This is a genomic window from Aquamicrobium terrae (assembly GCF_052978165.1).
Map to the genome: position 1 here is coordinate 3,116,792 of NZ_JBRKLZ010000001.1, position 18,769 is coordinate 3,135,560.

At 65.6% G+C, this 18,769-nt stretch carries 20 protein-coding genes; all 20 read left to right on the forward strand.

What is annotated here, in order from left to right:
- Nucleotides 1-14: 14 nt before the first annotated feature.
- On the forward strand, nt 15-431 hold the full coding sequence (locus tag ACVCNR_RS15345) for a phage major tail protein, TP901-1 family (protein ID WP_447075390.1): 417 nt from the start codon (nt 15-17) through the stop codon (nt 429-431).
- Nucleotides 428-769: a gene transfer agent family protein gene (locus tag ACVCNR_RS15350; protein ID WP_447075391.1), complete on the forward strand. Its 342-nt coding sequence runs from the start codon at nt 428-430 to the stop codon at nt 767-769. The genes ACVCNR_RS15345 and ACVCNR_RS15350 overlap by 4 nt, the downstream gene beginning before the upstream one ends.
- Entirely contained in the window at nt 766-1,005 is a 240-nt protein-coding gene (locus ACVCNR_RS15355) for a phage tail assembly chaperone (RefSeq protein WP_447075392.1), read from the forward strand. Before ACVCNR_RS15350 ends, ACVCNR_RS15355 begins: the two co-directional genes overlap by 4 nt.
- Complete coding sequence (locus ACVCNR_RS15360; protein ID WP_447075393.1) at nt 990-1,553, forward strand: phage tail tape measure protein; 564 nt, start codon at nt 990-992, stop codon at nt 1,551-1,553. The genes ACVCNR_RS15355 and ACVCNR_RS15360 overlap by 16 nt, the downstream gene beginning before the upstream one ends.
- An 8-nt stretch (nt 1,554-1,561) precedes the next feature.
- Nucleotides 1,562-2,209, forward strand: a complete 648-nt coding sequence (locus ACVCNR_RS15365; protein ID WP_447075394.1) for a phage distal tail protein, Rcc01695 family — start codon at nt 1,562-1,564, stop codon at nt 2,207-2,209.
- Complete coding sequence (locus ACVCNR_RS15370; protein WP_447075395.1) at nt 2,206-3,096, forward strand: phage/gene transfer agent baseplate hub protein; 891 nt, start codon at nt 2,206-2,208, stop codon at nt 3,094-3,096. Before ACVCNR_RS15365 ends, ACVCNR_RS15370 begins: the two co-directional genes overlap by 4 nt.
- A complete protein-coding gene (locus ACVCNR_RS15375) occupies nt 3,096-3,521 on the forward strand; it encodes an NlpC/P60 family protein (protein ID WP_354192951.1) in 426 nt (141 codons plus the stop codon). Before ACVCNR_RS15370 ends, ACVCNR_RS15375 begins: the two co-directional genes overlap by 1 nt.
- Nucleotides 3,522-3,539: 18 nt before the next feature.
- Nucleotides 3,540-7,433: a baseplate multidomain protein megatron gene (locus tag ACVCNR_RS15380; RefSeq protein ID WP_447075396.1), complete on the forward strand. Its 3,894-nt coding sequence runs from the start codon at nt 3,540-3,542 to the stop codon at nt 7,431-7,433.
- A gap of 25 nt (nt 7,434-7,458) precedes the next feature.
- Nucleotides 7,459-7,665, forward strand: coding sequence for a hypothetical protein (locus ACVCNR_RS15385; RefSeq protein WP_447075397.1), 207 nt, complete (start codon nt 7,459-7,461; stop codon nt 7,663-7,665).
- Between the two features lie 122 nt (nt 7,666-7,787).
- Complete coding sequence (locus tag ACVCNR_RS15390) at nt 7,788-8,039, forward strand: hypothetical protein (protein ID WP_447075398.1); 252 nt, start codon at nt 7,788-7,790, stop codon at nt 8,037-8,039.
- 85 nt (nt 8,040-8,124) lie between these two features.
- Entirely contained in the window at nt 8,125-8,790 is a 666-nt protein-coding gene (locus tag ACVCNR_RS15395) for a response regulator transcription factor (RefSeq protein ID WP_354192946.1), read from the forward strand.
- 65 nt (nt 8,791-8,855) lie between these two features.
- Nucleotides 8,856-10,232, forward strand: a complete 1,377-nt coding sequence (locus tag ACVCNR_RS15400; protein ID WP_435521538.1) for an ATP-binding protein — start codon at nt 8,856-8,858, stop codon at nt 10,230-10,232.
- Nucleotides 10,233-10,325: 93 nt separating this feature from the next.
- The gene (locus ACVCNR_RS15405; protein WP_354192945.1) at nt 10,326-10,754 is read left to right on the forward strand and encodes an RT0821/Lpp0805 family surface protein; all 429 of its coding nucleotides are present in this window, start codon (nt 10,326-10,328) and stop codon (nt 10,752-10,754) included.
- A gap of 91 nt (nt 10,755-10,845) precedes the next feature.
- On the forward strand, nt 10,846-11,970 hold the full coding sequence (gene ccmI / locus ACVCNR_RS15410; RefSeq protein ID WP_354192944.1) for a c-type cytochrome biogenesis protein CcmI: 1,125 nt from the start codon (nt 10,846-10,848) through the stop codon (nt 11,968-11,970).
- A 5-nt stretch (nt 11,971-11,975) separates the two neighbouring features.
- Entirely contained in the window at nt 11,976-12,419 is a 444-nt protein-coding gene (gene ccmE / locus ACVCNR_RS15415; protein ID WP_447075399.1) for a cytochrome c maturation protein CcmE, read from the forward strand.
- Between the two features lie 8 nt (nt 12,420-12,427).
- The gene (locus ACVCNR_RS15420; RefSeq protein ID WP_447075400.1) at nt 12,428-14,416 is read left to right on the forward strand and encodes a heme lyase CcmF/NrfE family subunit; all 1,989 of its coding nucleotides are present in this window, start codon (nt 12,428-12,430) and stop codon (nt 14,414-14,416) included.
- The gene (locus tag ACVCNR_RS15425; protein WP_447075712.1) at nt 14,416-14,889 is read left to right on the forward strand and encodes a cytochrome c-type biogenesis protein; all 474 of its coding nucleotides are present in this window, start codon (nt 14,416-14,418) and stop codon (nt 14,887-14,889) included. Before ACVCNR_RS15420 ends, ACVCNR_RS15425 begins: the two co-directional genes overlap by 1 nt.
- Nucleotides 14,890-14,989: 100 nt before the next feature.
- Nucleotides 14,990-16,522, forward strand: a complete 1,533-nt coding sequence (locus ACVCNR_RS15430; protein WP_354192940.1) for a Do family serine endopeptidase — start codon at nt 14,990-14,992, stop codon at nt 16,520-16,522.
- A 98-nt stretch (nt 16,523-16,620) separates the two neighbouring features.
- Nucleotides 16,621-17,295: a response regulator transcription factor gene (locus ACVCNR_RS15435; protein ID WP_354192938.1), complete on the forward strand. Its 675-nt coding sequence runs from the start codon at nt 16,621-16,623 to the stop codon at nt 17,293-17,295.
- Between the two features lie 6 nt (nt 17,296-17,301).
- The gene (locus ACVCNR_RS15440; RefSeq protein WP_354192937.1) at nt 17,302-18,768 is read left to right on the forward strand and encodes a sensor histidine kinase; all 1,467 of its coding nucleotides are present in this window, start codon (nt 17,302-17,304) and stop codon (nt 18,766-18,768) included.
- Nucleotide 18,769: the final 1 nt, after the last annotated feature.

Sequence of the window (18,769 nt, forward strand, 5' to 3'; positions counted from 1 at the left end):
TCAGGGAGACCGATATGGTCGCACAGAAGGGCAAGGACCTTCTTCTCAAGATCGATTCCGACGGGCAGGGCGCTTTCGTCACCGTCGCCGGACTGCGCACCAAGCGCATCGCCTTCAACAGCGAGACGGTGGATGTGACCGATGCGGATTCGGCCGGCCGCTGGCGCGAGCTGCTGGCCGGCAGCGGCGTGCAGCGCGCGGCGGTGAGCGGCTCCGGCATCTTCAAGGATGCGCAGTCCGATGCGCTGATGCGGCAGTGCTTCTTTGCCGGCGCTATCGTGGACTGGCAGCTTGCCGTGCCGGATTTCGGCGTGGTCTCCGGGCCCTTCCAGATCACTTCGCTGGAATATACCGGCGCCCATGACGGTGAGGTCACCTTCGAGGTGGCGCTGGAATCGGCGGGCCAGATCAGCTTTGCGGTGACGCCATGAGCGTCAACCGCAGACGCGGCGAGATCGCCACCGAACTCGACGGCAAGTCGTTCCGGCTGTGCCTGACGCTGGGCGCGCTGGCTGAACTGGAGGCGGCCTTCGCGGCCGACGACCTCGGCAAGCTGGTGCAGCGTTTCGCCAGCGGCAGGCTTTCGGCGCTCGACATGATCCGCATCATCGGCGCTGGCCTGCGCGGGGCCGGCGAAGCGGTGAGCGACGAGGATGTCGGGCGCATGAGCGCGCCGGGCGGCGCGGCCGGCTTCGCAGCAATCGTGAGCGATCTGCTGACCACCACGTTCGGCGGCCCTTCGAACGGAGATGCCGCGCCGCACCCTTGAGCGCCGCAGCGGGCGGGCCGGCCTTTCCATGGGATGAGGTCATGGCGACCGGTCTCGGCCTGCTGCGGCTTTCCCCGAGAGATTTCTGGGCGATGACGCCGATCGAGTTCGAGCGGGCCGCGCGGCCGTTTTCGGCGCGCCGGCAGGCTGCACCCCGGCGCGCCGACCTGGCGGAACTGATGCGGGCATTTCCCGACACTTATGACGAAGGAGGCAGAGCATGGCCGAAGATATGACGGTGGCCATCAAGGCCGATGTCGCGCCGTTCCAGACGGCGCTCGCCAATCTGGAAAAGCTGTCCGACGGCTTCGGCGCCAACCTGGCCGGGGCCATGAAACAGGCGGCTGTCGGCGGCAAGGAACTGGACGACGTGCTGCGCAGGCTGGCGCTCAACCTGGCCGGCATGGCGCTCTCGCAAGGACTGAAGCCGCTGCAATCGCTGGCCGGGTCGCTGTTCTCGGGGCTGCTGGGCGGTTTGGGAGGAGCTTTGCCTTTCGCCAAGGGCGGTGTAGTGCCCTTCGCATCCGGCGGCGTGGTTTCGTCGCCGACCTATTTCCCGATGGGCGGGCAGATCGGCCTCATGGGCGAGGCGGGCAGCGAGGCGATCCTGCCGCTGCGGCGCGGGGCGGACGGCAGCCTCGGCGTTGCCGCCGGCGGGGCAAGCGCGCCGGTCAATGTCGTCTTCAACGTGACGGCGCAGGACGCCGCCTCGTTCCGCAAATCCGAAGCGCAGATCACCGGCATGCTCGCACGTGCGGTGTCTCGCGGAACACGAACCTTCTGAGGTGATGCGTGTCCGAGCTCGCAAGCTTCCATGACGTGCTGTTTCCGCTTGCCGTCTCCTTCGGGGCGACTGGCGGGCCGGAGCGGCGCAACGAAATCGTGGCGCTGACTTCCGGCCGCGAAAAGCGCAATGCACGGTTTGCCCATTCGCGCCGGCATTACGATGCGGGCACGGGGCTGCGGTCGCTGGAGGACCTGCACGAGGTGCTGGCCTTCTTCGAGGCGCGGCGCGGTTCGCTGCATGCGTTCCGCTTTCGTGATCCGTTCGACATGAAATCCTGCGCGCCGACGAAAAGTCCGTCGCCGCTCGATCAGGCTCTTGGCATCGGCGACGGCGCGACGCGTCGCTTTGCGCTGATCAAGACATATGGAGCAGGGGCGGATGCTTACCAGCGTCCCATCGACAGGCCGGTTGCCGGAAGCTTGCGCGTAGCCGTGGGCGGCACGGAAGCGCCGGTTCAGGATTTCAGCTTCGATGCCGCTACGGGAGAGGTTCTGTTCGGTGCCGGAAAGGCTCCGGCCGATGGGCAGCCGGTGACGGCAGGCTTCGAGTTCGACGTGCCGGTGCGCTTCGACACGGACCGGCTGTCGGTAAGCCTCAAAGCCTTCAAGGCTGGACAGATACCTTCCATTCCATTGATCGAGGTGCAGCCATGAGCGCCTGTCCGCAGTCGCTGCTCGACCACTTCGCGCAGGACGTGACGAGCATATGCCATTGCTGGCGGCTGAGCCGAAAGGACGGCCATGTGACCGGGTTCACCGACCATGACCGCAGCCTGGCTGTCGATGGAACCGTGTTCGAGCCCGAGACCGGCCTGAGCGCCAGCGAGGCGCGCCAGTCGCTCGGACTGTCCGTGGATACCGTCGATATCGAAGGGGCGCTGTCTTCCGACCGCATAAGGGACGAGGACATTGCCGCCGGTCTCTATGACGGGGCAGCGGTCGAGACATTTCTCGTCAACTGGCGCAGGCCGGAGGAATTCGCCCTGGTCAGGACGGCGACCGTCGGCAAGATCACCCGCGCTGACGGGCGGTTCGTGGCCGAACTGGAAAGCCTCGTGCACAGGCTTGACCAGCCCAACGGGCGCTACGTGACGCGCAAATGCGATGCAGAGCTTGGCGACGGGCGTTGCGGGGTCGATCTCGGCCAGCCTGTTTTCAACGGGGCGGGTGCGGTGGAAGCTGTCGAAGGGCCGGACATGCTGCGCGTTTCCGGCCTTGGCGGTATCGAGACCGGCTGGTTCTCCTTCGGTACGCTGCTCTGGACGAGCGGTGCGCGGCAGGGGCGCATGGAGCGCATCGTCGACCATCGAGCGGGCGAGGTATCGGCCGTGTTGACATTGCAGGCGGGCGTCGGGCCGCCGATAGGTGCCGGGGATGCGTTTGCCCTCGTGGCCGGCTGCGACCATTCCTTCGCGACCTGCAAGGCGAAATTCGCCAATGCCTTGAACTTCCGTGGCTTTCCGCATCTGCCCGGCAATGACGCCGCCTATGCCTATGTCACCGATGGCGGCGTCTTCGACGGCGGCCCGGTGGTGCGGTGATGGATGCGCGGGTGGCGGCCGAGGCGCTGTCATGGATCGGCACACCCTACCGGCACCAGGCGAGCGCCAAGGGGATCGGCTGCGATTGCCTCGGGCTGGTGAAGGGGGTGTGGCGCGCGCTTTACGGGTGCGAACTGGGGGCGCCGCAGGACTATGCTCCCGATTGGGCCAGCGTCGATACGCGGGACGTGATGCTGGCGGGCGCGCGCCACCATTTCGAGGCATGCGGTGCCGACGCGCCCTTGTCTGGTCGCCTGCTGATCTTCCGCTGGCGGCCGCATCTGCCGGCAAGACATGCCGGTATCGCCGTGGCCGAAGACCGGTTCGTGCATGCTTATGAGGGCGGCGGGCAGGTGGTCCTGTCTGCCCTTGTGCCGCAATGGCGCCGGCGGATCGCCGGCGTCTTCGCTTTTCCCCAAACGTGACCACAGCCGGAGCATTTCATGGCGACCATCCTGTTGCAGGCGGCCGGAGCCTATCTGGGCGGCTTCCTCGGCACCGTCGGCGGTGCGATCGGCTCGGCCATCGGCGCCATGGCCGGCTATGCGCTCGACCGTGCGCTGATCAACGGCACGCAACGCATCGAGGGGCCGCGACTGGCCCACGCGCGCCCGTTCGGCGCGGAAGAGGGTGCGCCGATCCCGCGCCTTTACGGGACCGCGCGGCTGGGTGGCACGCTGATCTGGGCGACCCGGTTCGAGGAGAGCCGCTCGACCCGGCGTCAGGGCAAGATGGGCCCGAAAGTCACCGAATATTCCTACTATGCCAATGCCACCTTCCTGCTGTGCGAGGGCGAGATCGCGGGCATCAGGCGCATCTGGGCGGACGGGCGCGAGATCGACCGTGAAACGGTGCAGTTGAGGGTCTACAACGGCAGCGAGACCCAGTTCCCGGACCCGTTGATCGAGGCAAGGCAGGGGGCGGGCAACGCGCCGGCCTATCGCGGCACTGCCTATGTGGTGGTCGAGCGCCTGTATATCGGCGACTACGGCAATCGCATTCCGCAATTGCAATTCGAGGTGATCCGGCCGGTGGGCCGGCTGCACCGGGCCGTCCAGGCCGTGGCGCTGCTACCGGGCGCGACGGAATACGGGCTCTCGACCAGGCCCGTGACCAGCCGCAGGCGTCCGGGCGACGAGCGCTACGTGAACCGCAATGTGCTGTTTGCCGGAACCGATCTCGAAGCCTCGCTGGACGAATTGCAGCAGACCTGCCCGAACCTGAAGCATGTGGCGTTGGTCGTCGCCTGGTTTGGCGACGATCTGCGGGCCGGTGCGTGCACGGTCCGGCCGATGACGACGACCAGCGCCGGCGGCTCGTTTTCCGCTGACTGGCGCGTGTCGGGCCTTTCGAGGCCGGATGCCAGGGTTGTCTCCCAACATGACGGTGGGCCGGCTTATGGCGGCACTCCCTCGGACCGGAGCGTGATGGAGGCCATTGCCGAGATCAAGGCACGCGGACTCAAGGTGACGCTCAATCCCTTTGTGATGATGGATGTCCCGGCGGGGAACATGCTGCCCGATCCCTATGGCGAGGCACATCAGCCTGCCTATCCATGGCGGGGGCGTATCACCTGCGATCCGGCACCTTTTCAGCCGGGCACCACGGACCGGACGGCGGCGGCGAGGGCACAGGTCACGTCGTTCTGCGGGACGGCGCAGCGGACGCAATTCTTTCCTGCTGGCGACACGATCTCTTTCAATGGCGGGGCCGACTGGGGCTATCGGCGCTTTGTTCTCCACTATGCGCATCTGGCCGCCCGCGCCGGGGGCGTGGACGCCTTCCTGCTCGGCAGCGAGTTGCGCGGCCTCACCACCTTGCGCGACGAGGCCGATGCCTTTCCTTTCGTGGAGCAGCTTGGCTTGCTGGCGACGGATGTGCGGGCGGTCGTCGGGTCGGCAACGCGCATCAGCTACGGCGCCGACTGGAGCGAATATTTCGGCTATCACCCGACCGACGGTTCCGGCGACGTGTTCTTCCATCTCGATCCGCTGTGGGCGCATCCGGCCATCGATGCGGTCGGCATCGACAACTACATGCCGCTTTCCGACTGGCGCGATGCGGACTATGGGGCCGGCAATCCGGACGGATTTGCCGGCCCTTATGATTTGCGAGGCCTACGGGTTGGCATCGCCAGCGGCGAGGGCTTCGACTGGTACTATCCCGATGCCGAGGCGCGGGAGGCACGCGCGCGGGTGCCGATTGCCGACGGCGCGCATGGCAAGCCCTGGGTATTCCGCTACAAGGATATTGCGAACTGGTGGTCCAACCAGCATTTCGACCGGGCGGGCGGTGTCGAGAAACCGGTTCCGACAGCCTGGGTGCCGAAGGGCAAGCCGATCTGGTTCACGGAGCTTGGATGCCCGGCAGTGGACAAGGGACCGAACCAACCGAACGTGTTTCCGGACCCGAAGTCGGCGGAAAACTCGACGCCCTATTTCTCGACCGAAGGGCGCTCCGATCTGGCGCAAAGCCGTTTCCTTCAAGCCCATTTGGCGCACTGGGACCCGTCCTCCGCCGATTTCGCCGGGGCGGAAAACCCGCTTTCGCCGGTCTATGGCGGCCGCATGGTGGACTGCCAGCGGACCTATCTTTGGGCCTGGGATACACGACCTTTTCCGGCCTTTCCGCAACGGACCGATCTGTGGTCGGATGGCGGCCATTGGAGCCGTGGCCATTGGCTGAACGGACGGCTGGCCAACCCCGACGTGGCGGCGCTCATTGCCGCGATCCTTGAGGATCACGGCTATGCGGACGCCATTGTCGGGGACATCGACGGTTCCGTGCATGGCTATGTGATTTCCGATCCGACGACGGCGCGGGCGGCGCTCGAACCGCTTGCTGACCTGTTCGATCTCAGTGCTCGCGAGGAGGCCGGCCGGCTGGTCATCGAGCGCGCGGGGGTAAACCGGAAACCTGTGCTCGATGTGGACGAGCTGGTTGTCGAAGACGAGGCGGCCACGCTGGAAACGATCCGCAATCCGGATCATCAACTGCCGGCCGAAGCCCTGCTCAATTTCATCAATCCGGCGAGCGACTATCAGGCGGCGGCCGTCCGACGCGCACGGGCAGGGGCGGTAGGCTCGCGCCAGCAGGTGACCAATTTTCCTGGTGTGCTTGAACCGGGGCATGCCGGTGCGTTGCTGGAGGATTGGCTGAAACGCGTCTGGTATCAGCGCGAGACCGTATCCTTCGCGGTGCCGCAACCGAGCGCAGATATCGTGCCCGGCGCGGTGGTGCGGCTGCCTTCGTCCGGCTCGGCCTCCGATTTCCTGGTGACCGGCACCGAGGACGGAATCACGCGTAAGGTCGAGGCGCGGCAGATCGTCAGCACGGCACCGAGCCCCTTGCGTGAAATGGTGCTGCCGGCGGCGGGCCCGCCCTCGCTGGTGGCGGGGCAGCCGCATGTCCTGTTCCTCGACCTGCCGGCAGGCGCAGGCGGGACCCAGCCGACGGACCAGTTCCGCGTGGCCGTATGGCAAAAGCCGTGGCGCAGCCAGATCGTGTTGGCCTCGCCGGAGGGGGAAGGTTTTGCATCCCGGCAACTGGTGACACGGCCGGCATCGGTGGGGCAATTGCTCGAACCGCTTCAGCCGGGTTTCGAAGCCAGGCTTTCCCGCGGCGGATCGATCGAGGTCGAACTGTTCGACGCGGACGCGCAAAGTGTGAGCCTGTTGCAAATGCTCAACGGCGCCAATGCCGCCGCCGTCCGTTCGGCGGCGGGCATGTGGGAAGTGCTCCAGTTCCGGCGAGCCGAGGAGATCCAGCCGCAGAAATGGCGTCTGTCGGAATTGCTGCGGGGACAATTGGGAACCGTCGACGCCATGGCGTACGGCGCGCCGCCTGGTTCGGACTTCGTCATTCTCGACGAGGCGGTGGTGCCGGCCGGTCTCGGTGCCAGTGAAATCGGGCTCGAACTCAACTGGCAGGTCGGGCCGACGGGGATGGACATATCCGATCTCCATTTTGCCATAGGCCGGCATGTCGGCGGCCTGCGGGCGCAATTGCCGCTGCCGCCGGTGCACTTCAAAGCGCAGCGCGTCGAGAATGATGTGCTGCTGTCGTGGATTCGTCGCGGCCGGCTCGATGCCGATGGCTGGGATGCGCCCGATATCCCGCTTGGTGAAGAGCGCGAAGAGTACCGGCTTGAGATCGCCGGCGCAGATGGGCAGGTGCGGCGCACGGTCACGGTAGCGGAGCCGCGCTGGCTCTATTCCGGGGATCTCATGTTCGCGGATTTCGGAACACGTCCCGAGGCGCTCGATGTGACGGTGCGGCAGTTCGGCGGGCCGACCGGATGGGGGCTTCCGGGAACTGCCCTGCTGCGTCTTTTTTAACAGCTACATAGGAAAGGAATGGCTGATGACGGCAACCAAACCCTGGTATCTCTCGCGCACCATATGGGCCTCCGTCGTCGCGGTGGTGACCGGCGCGGCCGGCATGGTGGGCCTGCCGGTCGATGCGGCGGACGGCGCCTTGATTACCGATACCTTGCTGCAGGGCGTGAGTGCCGTTGCCGCCCTGATCGCCATTCTTGGCAGGTTGTCTGCAAAGGACAGGATAGGCTAGGATCGCCCGCGGCCCCTCCGTCGAGGCAGGGTGCCGGACATGCGATGCCTGATTGGGGGAGAGATAGGCAGTGCGGCCAGTATTCATTTCACGTTCAGCCATGGCAAGTTAGAACGGCGAACATGGAAAAGCTACGAAACACGATCCGGTCGACAATGCTGGCGCTTTGCGCCTGCGTTGTGCTGGCGCCGCCGGCGGCCGCTGCCGACTGCTATTCGATCGGGCAGCAGGTCGCCGCGCAGAACGGAGGCACGCTGGCCAGGGCGTCCGAGGCCAACCGAGGCGGGCAGGCGGTGTGCGTCATCGTCGTGCTGGTTCCGGGCAAGGACGGAGAACGGCCGCGCCGCACTGAAGTCGTGGTGCCGAAGGGCTGATTCGCCCCGCGTTTGAATGGCACCGGAATCGCTTTATATCTGACAGGACTTTGGCCGACTGGCCGCTATCGGCAGGATCGTTCTTATGCGTGTGCTCGTCGTCGAGGATGACCAGGATCTGAACAGGCAAATCTCCGACGCCCTGGTCGATGCCGGCTATGTGGTGGACAAGGCCTATGACGGGGAGGAAGGACACTTCCTCGGCGATACGGAGCCATATGATGCCGTGGTCCTCGATATCGGCCTGCCGCAGATGGACGGCATCAGCGTGGTCGAGCGCTGGCGCCGCGACGGCCGCAAGATGCCGGTACTGATGCTGACCGCGCGCGATCGCTGGAGCGACAAGGTGGCCGGCATAGATGCCGGCGCCGACGACTATGTGGCCAAGCCCTTTCACATCGAAGAGGTGCTGGCCCGGCTTCGCGCGCTCATCCGGCGCGCCGCCGGCCATGCGTCATCGGAACTGGTCTGCGGTCCGCTCCGCCTCGACACCAAGTCCTCGAAGGCCGATGTGGACGGGGTGCCGCTGAAGCTGACGTCGCTCGAATTCCGGCTTCTGGCCTATCTGATGCACCATATGGGCGAAGTCGTTTCCCGCACCGAGCTGGTCGAGCATCTTTACGACCAGGATTTCGACCGCGATTCCAATACGATCGAAGTGTTCGTGGGGCGTCTGCGCAAGAAGCTCGGCATCGATCTCATCGAAACCGTGCGTGGCATGGGTTACCGTATTCGTGAGCCGGAGGCTTGAACTCGCAGAAGCTGGCCGCAAATCCGTCTTCGCGCTCCGCCAGACGTCTGGGCAGGCTGGGCCGAGTGCGGCTGTGGCCACGGTCGCTTACTTTCCGCGTCATCGCCTTCTCGACCATATGGGCGATACTGGCGCAGGTCGTCGTCTTCACGCTGATCACCACCCTCTACAGGCAGGCGAGCGAACGCGGATTCGACAGCCTGCTCTCGGCGCACTTGTTCAACCTGATCGGCTCGGTCGGCATTTCCGACAACGGGGTGCTGACAGGCGCGCCCGATCTCGGCGATCTTCGCTTCGCCGAGCCGCAATCCGGCTGGTACTGGGCGGTGGAGCCGGCCTCCTCCGGGATCACGGGCGGGTTGCGCTCGTCATCGATGACGGGAGCCATTCCCTCGCCAAGCCCGACGGAAGTGCCTTTCAACACCGAATTCCAACGCAGTTATTTTGCCGACGGCCTGGCCGGCGAGCGATTGGCGGTGTTCGAGAGTGAGTTTGTGCTCGATACCCGCAACCGCGTCGCGCGCTTTCGCGTGATGGGCAATGAAAGCGAGCTTGAGCAGGAGATCGGCGCATTCCAGCGCCGCCTGCTCATCTATCTGTCGCTGTTCGGCCTTGGCATGATCGCCATCAACGCCGCTGCCATTCTTTATGGCCTTCAACCGCTGCGGCGTGTGCGCAATGCACTCGCCATGGTGCGCGAAGGCACCGCCCATCGTCTGGACGGCCGTTTCCCGGCCGAGATCGAGCCCCTTGCCAACGAGACCAATGCGCTCATCGAGAACAACCGGCGCATCGTCGAGCGTTCGCGTACCCAGGTCGGCAATCTCGCCCATTCGCTCAAGACGCCGCTGGCCGTGCTGCTCAACGAGGGCCGCGCTTTGGGCGGCACCAAAGGCAGGCTGATCACCGAGCAGGCGGCCTCCATGCAGCAACAGGTTGAGCACTATCTGCAACGAGCGCGCGTGGCCGCCCAGCGCGACAGCGTGGTCTATCGCACCCCCGTCAAGCCGCTGGTGGAGCGCCTTGCCAGGGTGATCGGCAAGCTGAACCCCAACATGAAACTGTCGGTTGCCCTGCCGGAGGACGAGATCATATTTGCCGGCGAGCGCGAGGACCTCGAGGAGATGCTGGGCAATCTGCTCGAAAACGCGATGAAATGGGGCAAGGGCCGGGTGGCCATATCGGTGGCGCCGCTGCCGGAGGTGGAGGGCGAGCCGGATGTGTTCGAGATCGCTATCGAGGACGACGGACCGGGAATTCCCGAGGACAAGGCGCGCGAGGCGCTGAAGCGGGGCCGGCGGCTGGACGAAAGCAAGCCCGGCACCGGTCTTGGGCTGGCTATCGTGACCGATCTGGTCAATGAATATGGCGGAAGGCTGCGCCTGGAACGTGGAGCGCTGGGCGGCTTGAAAGCCGTGGTCCAGTTGAGGAGCATCGAATGACGGGCGTCGGTCCGACAGATCAAATTTCGGCCAAAGAGGAGCATTAGCGCTGGCAATGTCCGGAAAATGCGGCGGTAACGGGCAGGGGATGAAATGAGCGTTCGTCTGGTTCTGGTGGCAGGGTCTCTGATGCTTGCGGGCTGCGGCACGACCGGTCTTGGGAGGGGTGCGACAGCAGGAAGCACCACCCAGCCGGGAGGACAGCTTTCATCGACGGTGATTTCGTCCATGGGCGGCGGTCTCGTCAGCGGCCCGATCGGCTCCGGCTTGAGCGGCAGCGAAAGGCGCAGCGGCCTCGAGGCGGAATACAGGGCGCTTGAATATACGGCCAGCGGCCAGCCGGTGACCTGGAAAGGCAGCCAGGCCAATCGTTACGGCGAAGTCGTTGCGGCGCAGCCCTATCGGGTCGGGTCGCAGGATTGCCGGCAATACACGCATACGGTCTACGCCGGCGGCGCCGGGGTCAGCGCCCGTGGAACGGCCTGCCGCAATCCGGATGGAAGCTGGACGCCGCTGACCTGAGCGGCCTCCGGGCGGATCTTCACGAAGAATCGTCAAAGGGTCGCAGGCCCGCCATGTTGGCAGCCAGCGATGCCAAGGCTATTTAGGCAGCATGTTGTTCTGGGTGATTGCCGCTGTCTTGACTTTGGGCGCGAGTCTGGCGGTTCTGCTGCCTCTCGCGGCACGACCCAAATCCGCCACCGCGGACAGTGCGCACGATCTCGAGGTCTACCGCGACCAGCTTTCGGAGCTGGACCGCGACCTCGCGCGCGGGCTGATCCAGCCTACTGAAGCCGAGCAGGCGCGTGCCGAGATCGGACGCCGGATCCTGCGTCTCGGCGATGGCGGAAAGGACGAGGGGAACGCCGGCGGCGCCTCGTCTTCCACCTTGCGCCTTGTTTCCATCATCGCCGTGCTGGCGGTGCCGTTGATCAGCTGGGGTGTCTATGCCCGCCTCGGCTCGCCCGACCTGCCTTCCCAACCACTTGCCGAACGACTGGCGAAGAACCCGGCAGACAGCACCGTCGACGAACTCGTTGCCCGGGCGGAAGCGCATCTGGCAGCCAATCCGTCGGACGGCAGGGGCTGGGACGTTCTGGCGCCGATCTACATGCGCATGCAGCGCTTTGCCGATGCGGCGCGCGCCTATGACAACGCCATCAAGCTGCTCGGCCCGAATGCCGCTCGCCAGGAGGGGCTCGGCGAGGCCATGGTGAACGCTTCCGGCGGCAAGATCGAGGCGCAGGCGCGCGCAGCGTTCGATGCCGCCTTGAAGCAGGATCCTGCCAGCCCCAAGGCCCGTTTCTTCCTGGCCATGGCCTCCGCGCAGGATGGGCGCGTGGATGAGGCGGTGGCGGCCTGGACGCGCATGCGCGAGGATCTGCCCGAGGATTCGCCATGGCGCGCCGCGGCCGAGCAGGCGATTGCACAGGCTGGCCAGGCGCCGGTCGCGCGGGCGCCCAGCGAGGAAGAAATGGAAGCGGCGGCCTCGATGTCGAGCGAGGACCGTGCCGGGATGATCGCCGGCATGGTGGAGCGGCTGGACGAGCGGTTGCGCCAGAACCCGAAGGACGAGGAAGGCTGGAAGCAGCTCATCCGCTCGCATCTGGTTCTGGGGGACGAGACAAAGGCGCGCGATGCGCTGAGCCGAGCGATCTCGGTATTCGGAGCGAACAGCGAACAGGCGCGCACGCTCATTGCCTTCGCTTCATCGAATGGCCTGAAAATGATGGAATAGGCATCATGACCCGCAAGCAGAAACGGCTAGCTGTCATTGTCGGAGGATTGGCTTTCCTGGGTGCCGCAACCGCACTGACCTTCGTCGCGCTGGGCCAGAAGGCCTCCTATTTCTACATGCCGGGCGATCTTGCGACCGCCGATGTGCAGCCCGGCCAGCGCATCCGTCTTGGCGGGCTCGTTGAAAAGGGGTCGATCGTTCGCGGCCAGGATGCGATGGTCACGTTCGGCGTCACCGACACCAATGAGACCGTGAAGGTGACCTACAAGGGCATCCTTCCCGACCTGTTCCGCGAGGAGCAAGGGGTCATCACGGAGGGCGCGTTCGGGGCCGACGGCGGCTTCGTCGCCGACAGCGTGCTGGCCAAGCACGACGAGAACTACATGCCCAAGGAAGTCGCCGACAGCCTGAAGGAAAAGGGCGTGTGGCAGGAGGATTCCGATGAATAGGCCGCCTCATGGTTGAGATCGGGCACTTCGCGCTGGTTCTGGCACTGACCCTCGGACTGGTGCAGATGACGGTTCCGCTGATCGGCGCGCGTCTGCACGATGAGCGCATGATGGGCGTCGCCGTTCCCGTCACGCTGGCCGGCTTCGCCTTCACGGCGCTGTCTTTCGCGATTCTGACGCTGGCCTATGCCCAGTCGGACTTTTCGCTTCAGAATGTCTGGGAAAATTCCCACTCGCTGAAACCGATGCTCTACAAGGTCACCGGCGTGTGGGGCAACCATGAGGGCTCGATGCTGCTCTGGGTTCTGATCCTGGCCTTCTTCGGCGCGCTGGTGGCGCTGTTCGGTAACAATCTGCCGGCCAGCCTGAAGGCCACGGTGCTGGCCGTGCAAGGCTCCATCGGGGTTGCCTTCTTCCTCTTCATCCTCATCACATCCAACCCGTTCACCCGCCTTTCGCCGGCGCCGATCGAGGGACGGGACCTCAACCCGATCCTCCAGGACATCGGCCTCGCCGTGCATCCGCCGCTGCTCTATCTCGGTTATGTCGGCTTCTCCATCTGCTTCGCCTTTTCCGTGGCGGCGCTGATCGAGGGACGCATCGACGCGGCCTGGGCGCGCTGGGTGCGTCCATGGACGCTGGTGGCCTGGGTGTTCCTCACCGGCGGCATCGCCATGGGTTCCTATTGGGCCTATTACGAGCTTGGCTGGGGCGGCTTCTGGTTCTGGGATCCGGTCGAGAACGCTTCCTTCATGCCGTGGCTGGCAGGCACCGCCCTGCTGCATTCGGCCATCGTCATGGAAAAGCGGTCGGCGTTGAAGATCTGGACGCTGCTGTTGGCGATACTCACTTTTTCCCTGTCGCTGCTTGGCACTTTCCTCGTGCGCTCCGGCGTGCTCACATCCGTCCATGCCTTCGCGACCGATCCGTCGCGCGGCTTTTTCATCCTCTGTATCCTGATGCTGTTCATCGGCGGATCGCTGGCGCTGTTTGCCCTGCGTGCGCCGTCGCTGACGCAGGGAGGCCTGTTCCAGCCGATCTCGCGCGAGGGTGCGCTGGTGCTGAACAACCTGTTCCTGACCACGGCGACGGCGACAGTGTTCATCGGCACGCTTTATCCGCTCCTGGTCGAGGCCATGGCGGGCGACAAGATTTCGGTCGGCCCTCCCTTCTTCAACCTTACCTTCATTCCGCTGATGGTGCCGCTGCTGCTTCTGGTGCCGTTCGGGCCGTTGCTGGCGTGGAAGCGCGGCGATGTACTGGCCGCCGCGCAGCGGCTGATGTTCGCCTTCGGCGCGGCCCTTGTCGCTGCGCTGGTGACGGCTTTCCTGATCGACGGCTCCTCGGCGTTTGCCGTATTCGGTGTCGGCCTGGCCGTCTGGCTGGTTCTGGGCGCGTTGACCGATCTGGCGATCAAGGCCGGCGTCGGCCATGCGCGACCTTCGGTCATGGTCAGGCGCTTCATCGGCCTGCCGCGCTCCGTGTTCGGAACCGCGCTTGCCCATCTCGGTCTCGGCCTGACGGTGCTCGGGCTGGTGGGCGCGACCAGCTTCGGTACCGAAAGCGTGCTGACCATGAAGCCGGGGCAGGTCACTGAATTGTCAGGCAAGCGGGTGCGTTTCGACAACCTCACACCGGTTCGCGGGCCGAACTACACTGACGAGAGGGCGCATTTCTCGCTGCTCGGTCCGGCCGGCGAGGTGAGGCGGGAAATCTGGTCGTCTCGGCGCTTCTATCCCGTGCGCCAGATGAACACGACCGAGGCCGGCATCAGCACGCTCGGCTTCAGTCAGCTCTATGTTTCCATCGGCGAGCAGACCGAGGGCGGACTGGTCGTGCGCCTGTGGTGGAAGCCCTTCGTGATCCTTATCTGGGGTGGCGGGCTCGTCATGATGGCGGGCGGCACCATGTCGCTGCTCGACCGCCGCCTGCGGGTCGGCGCGCCGGCGCGCCGCGGCAGGAAGGGCGCGGTCAGGCCGGCCGCGGAGACGGCGTGATGCGCCGTATCGCGCTTGCCCTGCTGTGCGTGGGCCTGCTGCTTGCGCCGGCCGCACGTGCCGTGACGCCGGACGAAATGCTGGCCGATCCGGCACTGGAACAGCGGGCGCGCGACATCTCGGCCGGCTTGCGCTGCCTGGTCTGCCAGAACCAGTCGATCGACGATTCCGACGCGGATCTCGCCCGCGACCTGCGCGTTCTGGTGCGCGAGCGCCTGGAGGCTGGCGATAGCGACCGTCAGGTGGTCGATTTCATCGTCTCCCGCTATGGCGAGTTCGTGCTGCTGAAGCCGCGTTTCAATGTCCGCACGGTGCTGCTGTGGGCCGCGCCCTTCATGCTGCTCCTGGCGGGTGGGGCCTTCGTTTTCTTCGCTTCAAGGCGCAAGCGCCCCGTCGAGGTCGAAAGCCTCACGGCAGAGGAGCGCGCCGCGCTCGACGAGTTGCTTCGTCGCGAGCCACCCTCCCAACATTAACAAAGTTTCATCAGCCGGAAATGGCGCAGTAAGGTCAACCATCCTATCTCTGCCTGCGATGATGCTTTCGAGGCATCCAGTGCAAGAAGGATAGAGATCGATGACCAGCGTCTCCCATATCGTTTCCCGCAGGAGCAAGCGCCTCGCCGCCGCCGCAGCATCGCTCGCCATTGCCGGCGCGGTCGGCTTTACCGCCGTCACCGCGGGCACCGAGCCAGTGCTCGCCGAAGCCGTGCGTGTCGAAGCTCCCCAGGTTCCCAGTTTCGCCGACGTGGTGTCCAATGTGACGCCTGCCGTCGTCAGTGTCCGCGTCAAGGCCAAGGTCGACCAGACCGCCGATCGCGGCCCCACCTTCGGCTTTCCCGAGGAGGGCTTCGGCAATCTCCCCCCCGACCACCCGATGCGCCGCTTCTTCCGTGAATTCCGCGGCCACGGCGACCGTGACGGCCGTCCGCGGGCGGAGCGTCGTGGTCCGGCCAAGCCGCGTCCCGTAGCGCAGGGGTCCGGCTTCTTCATTTCCGAGGATGGATATCTGGTCACCAACAACCATGTGGTCAACGATGGGTCTGCCTTCACCGTCGTCACCAATGACGGCAAGGAACTGGATGCCAAGCTGATCGGTACCGACGAACGCACCGACCTCGCCGTGCTGAAGGTCGATAGCGACACCAAGTTCACCTATGTCGATTTCGCCGACGACTCCCAGGTCCGCGTCGGCGACTGGGTGGTCGCCGTGGGCAACCCGTTCGGCCTCGGCGGAACGGTGACGGCCGGCATCATCTCGGCCCGTGGCCGCGACATCGGCGCCGGTCCCTATGACGACTTCATCCAGATCGACGCCGCCGTCAATCGCGGCAATTCGGGCGGCCCGGCCTTCAACCTCGGCGGACAGGTCGTCGGCATCAACACCGCCATCTTCTCGCCTTCGGGCGGCAATGTCGGCATCGCCTTCGCCATTCCCGCCTCCACCGCCAAGCAGGTGGTGGACGACCTGATGAAGAATGGCTCGGTCGCCCGCGGCTGGCTCGGCGTCGAAATCCAGCCGGTCACCAAGGACATCGCCGAATCGCTCGGGCTGAACTCGGACAAGGGCGCCATCGTCGCCAACGCGCAGGATGACGGCCCGGCCCGGAAGGCAGGCATCGTTTCCGGTGACGTTATTACCCAGGTGGATGGCAAGGACGTCGCATCCTCCCGCGACCTGGCGCGGGTCATTGCCGGCTATGCGCCGGGCAGCACGGTCGACATCAACCTGTGGCGCAACGGCAAGGCGGAGAGCATCAAGGTCGAACTCGGCAAGCTGCCGGGGGCCGACAAGGCCGCCTCCACCGATAGCGACGGCTCGTCGGCCTCCCCCGCCGACACGCTTGCCGATCTCGGCCTGACCGTGACCGCCTCCGACGATGGCAAGGGCCTTGTCGTCACCGATGTCGATCCCGACAGCGACGCCGCCGATCGCGGCATCCAGGCCGGCGATGTCATCACCGCGGTCAATTCCGACGAGGTGAACAACGTCAAGGACGTCACCGACGCCATGGACAAGGCCGCCAAGGCCGGCCGCAAGTCGGTCCTCGTACAGATCAGCCGCGACTCGGCCAACCGCTTCGTCGCACTGCCGATCAGCCAGGGCTGAACAGGCTTCCGGCCGCCGTGGCATGTAGCGGCGGCCGGCAATCTTTCCCGCTGTGCCGATGTTCCGCCACAGCCGCCGGAATCGCTTATAGTGATGCGATGAAGATTCTTGTCATTGAAGATGACCGCGAGGCGGCGGACTACCTGGAGAAGGCCTTTTCCGAGGCCGGCCACACCGCTCATATCGCCGGCGATGGCGAAACCGGCTTCGCGCTGGCCGATGCCGGCGACTACGATGTCATGGTGGTGGACCGCATGCTGCCGCGCCGGGACGGTCTCTCGGTCATCGCCGGCCTGCGCTCGCGCGGCAACGCCACGCCGGTGCTGATCCTCTCGGCTCTGGGCGAGGTCGACGACCGGGTGACCGGTCTGCGCGCAGGCGGCGACGACTATCTCACCAAGCCCTATGCCTTCACCGAGCTTCTGGCCCGCGTCGAGGTGCTGAACCGGCGCGCCGGCAGCCGCGAGAGCGAAACCGTCTACCGCGTCGGCGATCTCGAACTCGATCGCCTTTCCCATTCGGTGAAGCGCGCCAATCAGGAAATCACCTTGCAGCCGCGTGAATTCCGGCTGCTGGAATACCTCATGCGCCATGCCGGGCAGGTGGTCACCCGCACCATGCTGCTGGAAAATGTCTGGGACTATCATTTCGATCCGCAGACCAACGTCATCGACGTGCATGTCTCGCGCCTGCGCGGCAAGATCGAGAAGGGCTTCGACAAGCCGATCCTGCACACGGTGCGCGGCGCCGGCTATATGCTCAAGCACGGCTGACGGCGCATGGCGCTTCCCCTGCCAGCGATCATGAAGACGACGGCGGCGCGGCTTTCGGCGCTCTACCTGCTGCTGTTCGCGCTCTGCGCCACCCTGCTGGTCTTCTACATGACCTCGCTGTCGGTGCGCATGCTGACCACCCAGACGCAGGAAACCATCAATGACGAGGTGCTGAGCCTGGCGCGGGCCTACCAGCGTGGCGGCCTGCCGACCATGGTGCGCGTGGTGGAGCAGCGTTCGCGGCAGCCCGGCGCCAATCTCTACCTGCTGGCCGATGCCAACGGCCAGATTCTCACCGGCAATGTCCAGAGCCTCGAACCGGGCGTCCTGGAGATCGAGGGTTGGACGACGCGGCCCTTTTACTACCGCCGCTATGGCGAGAGCGAAGCCGAGCGGCAGCGGGCCGAGAATGGCGAGACCGAGAACGGCCAGACCGAGGCGCAGCGCGCGGAATTGCGCCGCCACGATGCGCTGGCGATGGTGCTGCGGCTGCCCAACCAGATGATCCTCCTTGTCGGGCGCGATCTCGGCGAGCCGCAACGCTTCCGCGACGTGGTCAGCCGTTCGCTCATGCTGGCGCTCGGCATGATGGGGCTTGGCGGCATCGTCATCTGGTTCTTCGTCGGCCGCGCCGCCCTGAAGCGCATTGATGGGATTTCCGCCGCCAGCCGCCGCATCATGGGCGGAGACCTTTCCGGCCGCCTGCCGACGACGGGCGCGGGCGATGAGTTCGACCGGCTGTCCGAGAACCTCAACGCCATGCTGGCCCGCATCGATACGCTGAACGAGGGGTTGAAGCAGGTCTCGGACAATATCGCCCACGACCTCAAGACGCCGCTTACCCGCATCCGCAACCGGGCCGAGGCCACGCTGGCCGGCAAGCACAAGACGGCCGACTATCGTGAGGCGCTGGATGCGACGATTGCCGAGTCCGACCAACTCATCAAGACCTTCAATGCCATCCTGATGATTTCCCGGCTGGAGGCCGGCTATTCCGCCGAGAGCATGAGCAGCGTCGATCTGGCCGAAGCGGTGCGCGACGTGGTCGAGCTGTACGAGCCGCTGGCGGAGGACAGCGGAGTCGCGCTTGAGGCGGAAGCCGCGCAATCCGTCACCATCAGCGGCAACCGCGAGCTGATCGGGCAGGCGCTGTCCAACATCGTCGACAACGCCATCAAATATTCGGCCGATGCGACCGAGGAGCCGCGCGTGCGGGTGCGGTTGCAGCGCGAAGGCGCGGAGATCAGGCTGTCGGTGACCGACAACGGCCACGGCATTCCCGACGAGCAGGATCGCGCGCGCGCGACGGAACGTTTCGTGCGGCTGGAAAAGAGCCGCTCGCAGCCGGGTTCGGGGCTGGGGCTCAGCCTCGCCAAGGCGGTGATGAAATTTCACGGCGGCAGGCTTGATCTTCTGCCCGCCGATCCCGGATTATCCGTGGTCATGGTGTTTCCCGAAAAGGACAGGTCCTGAC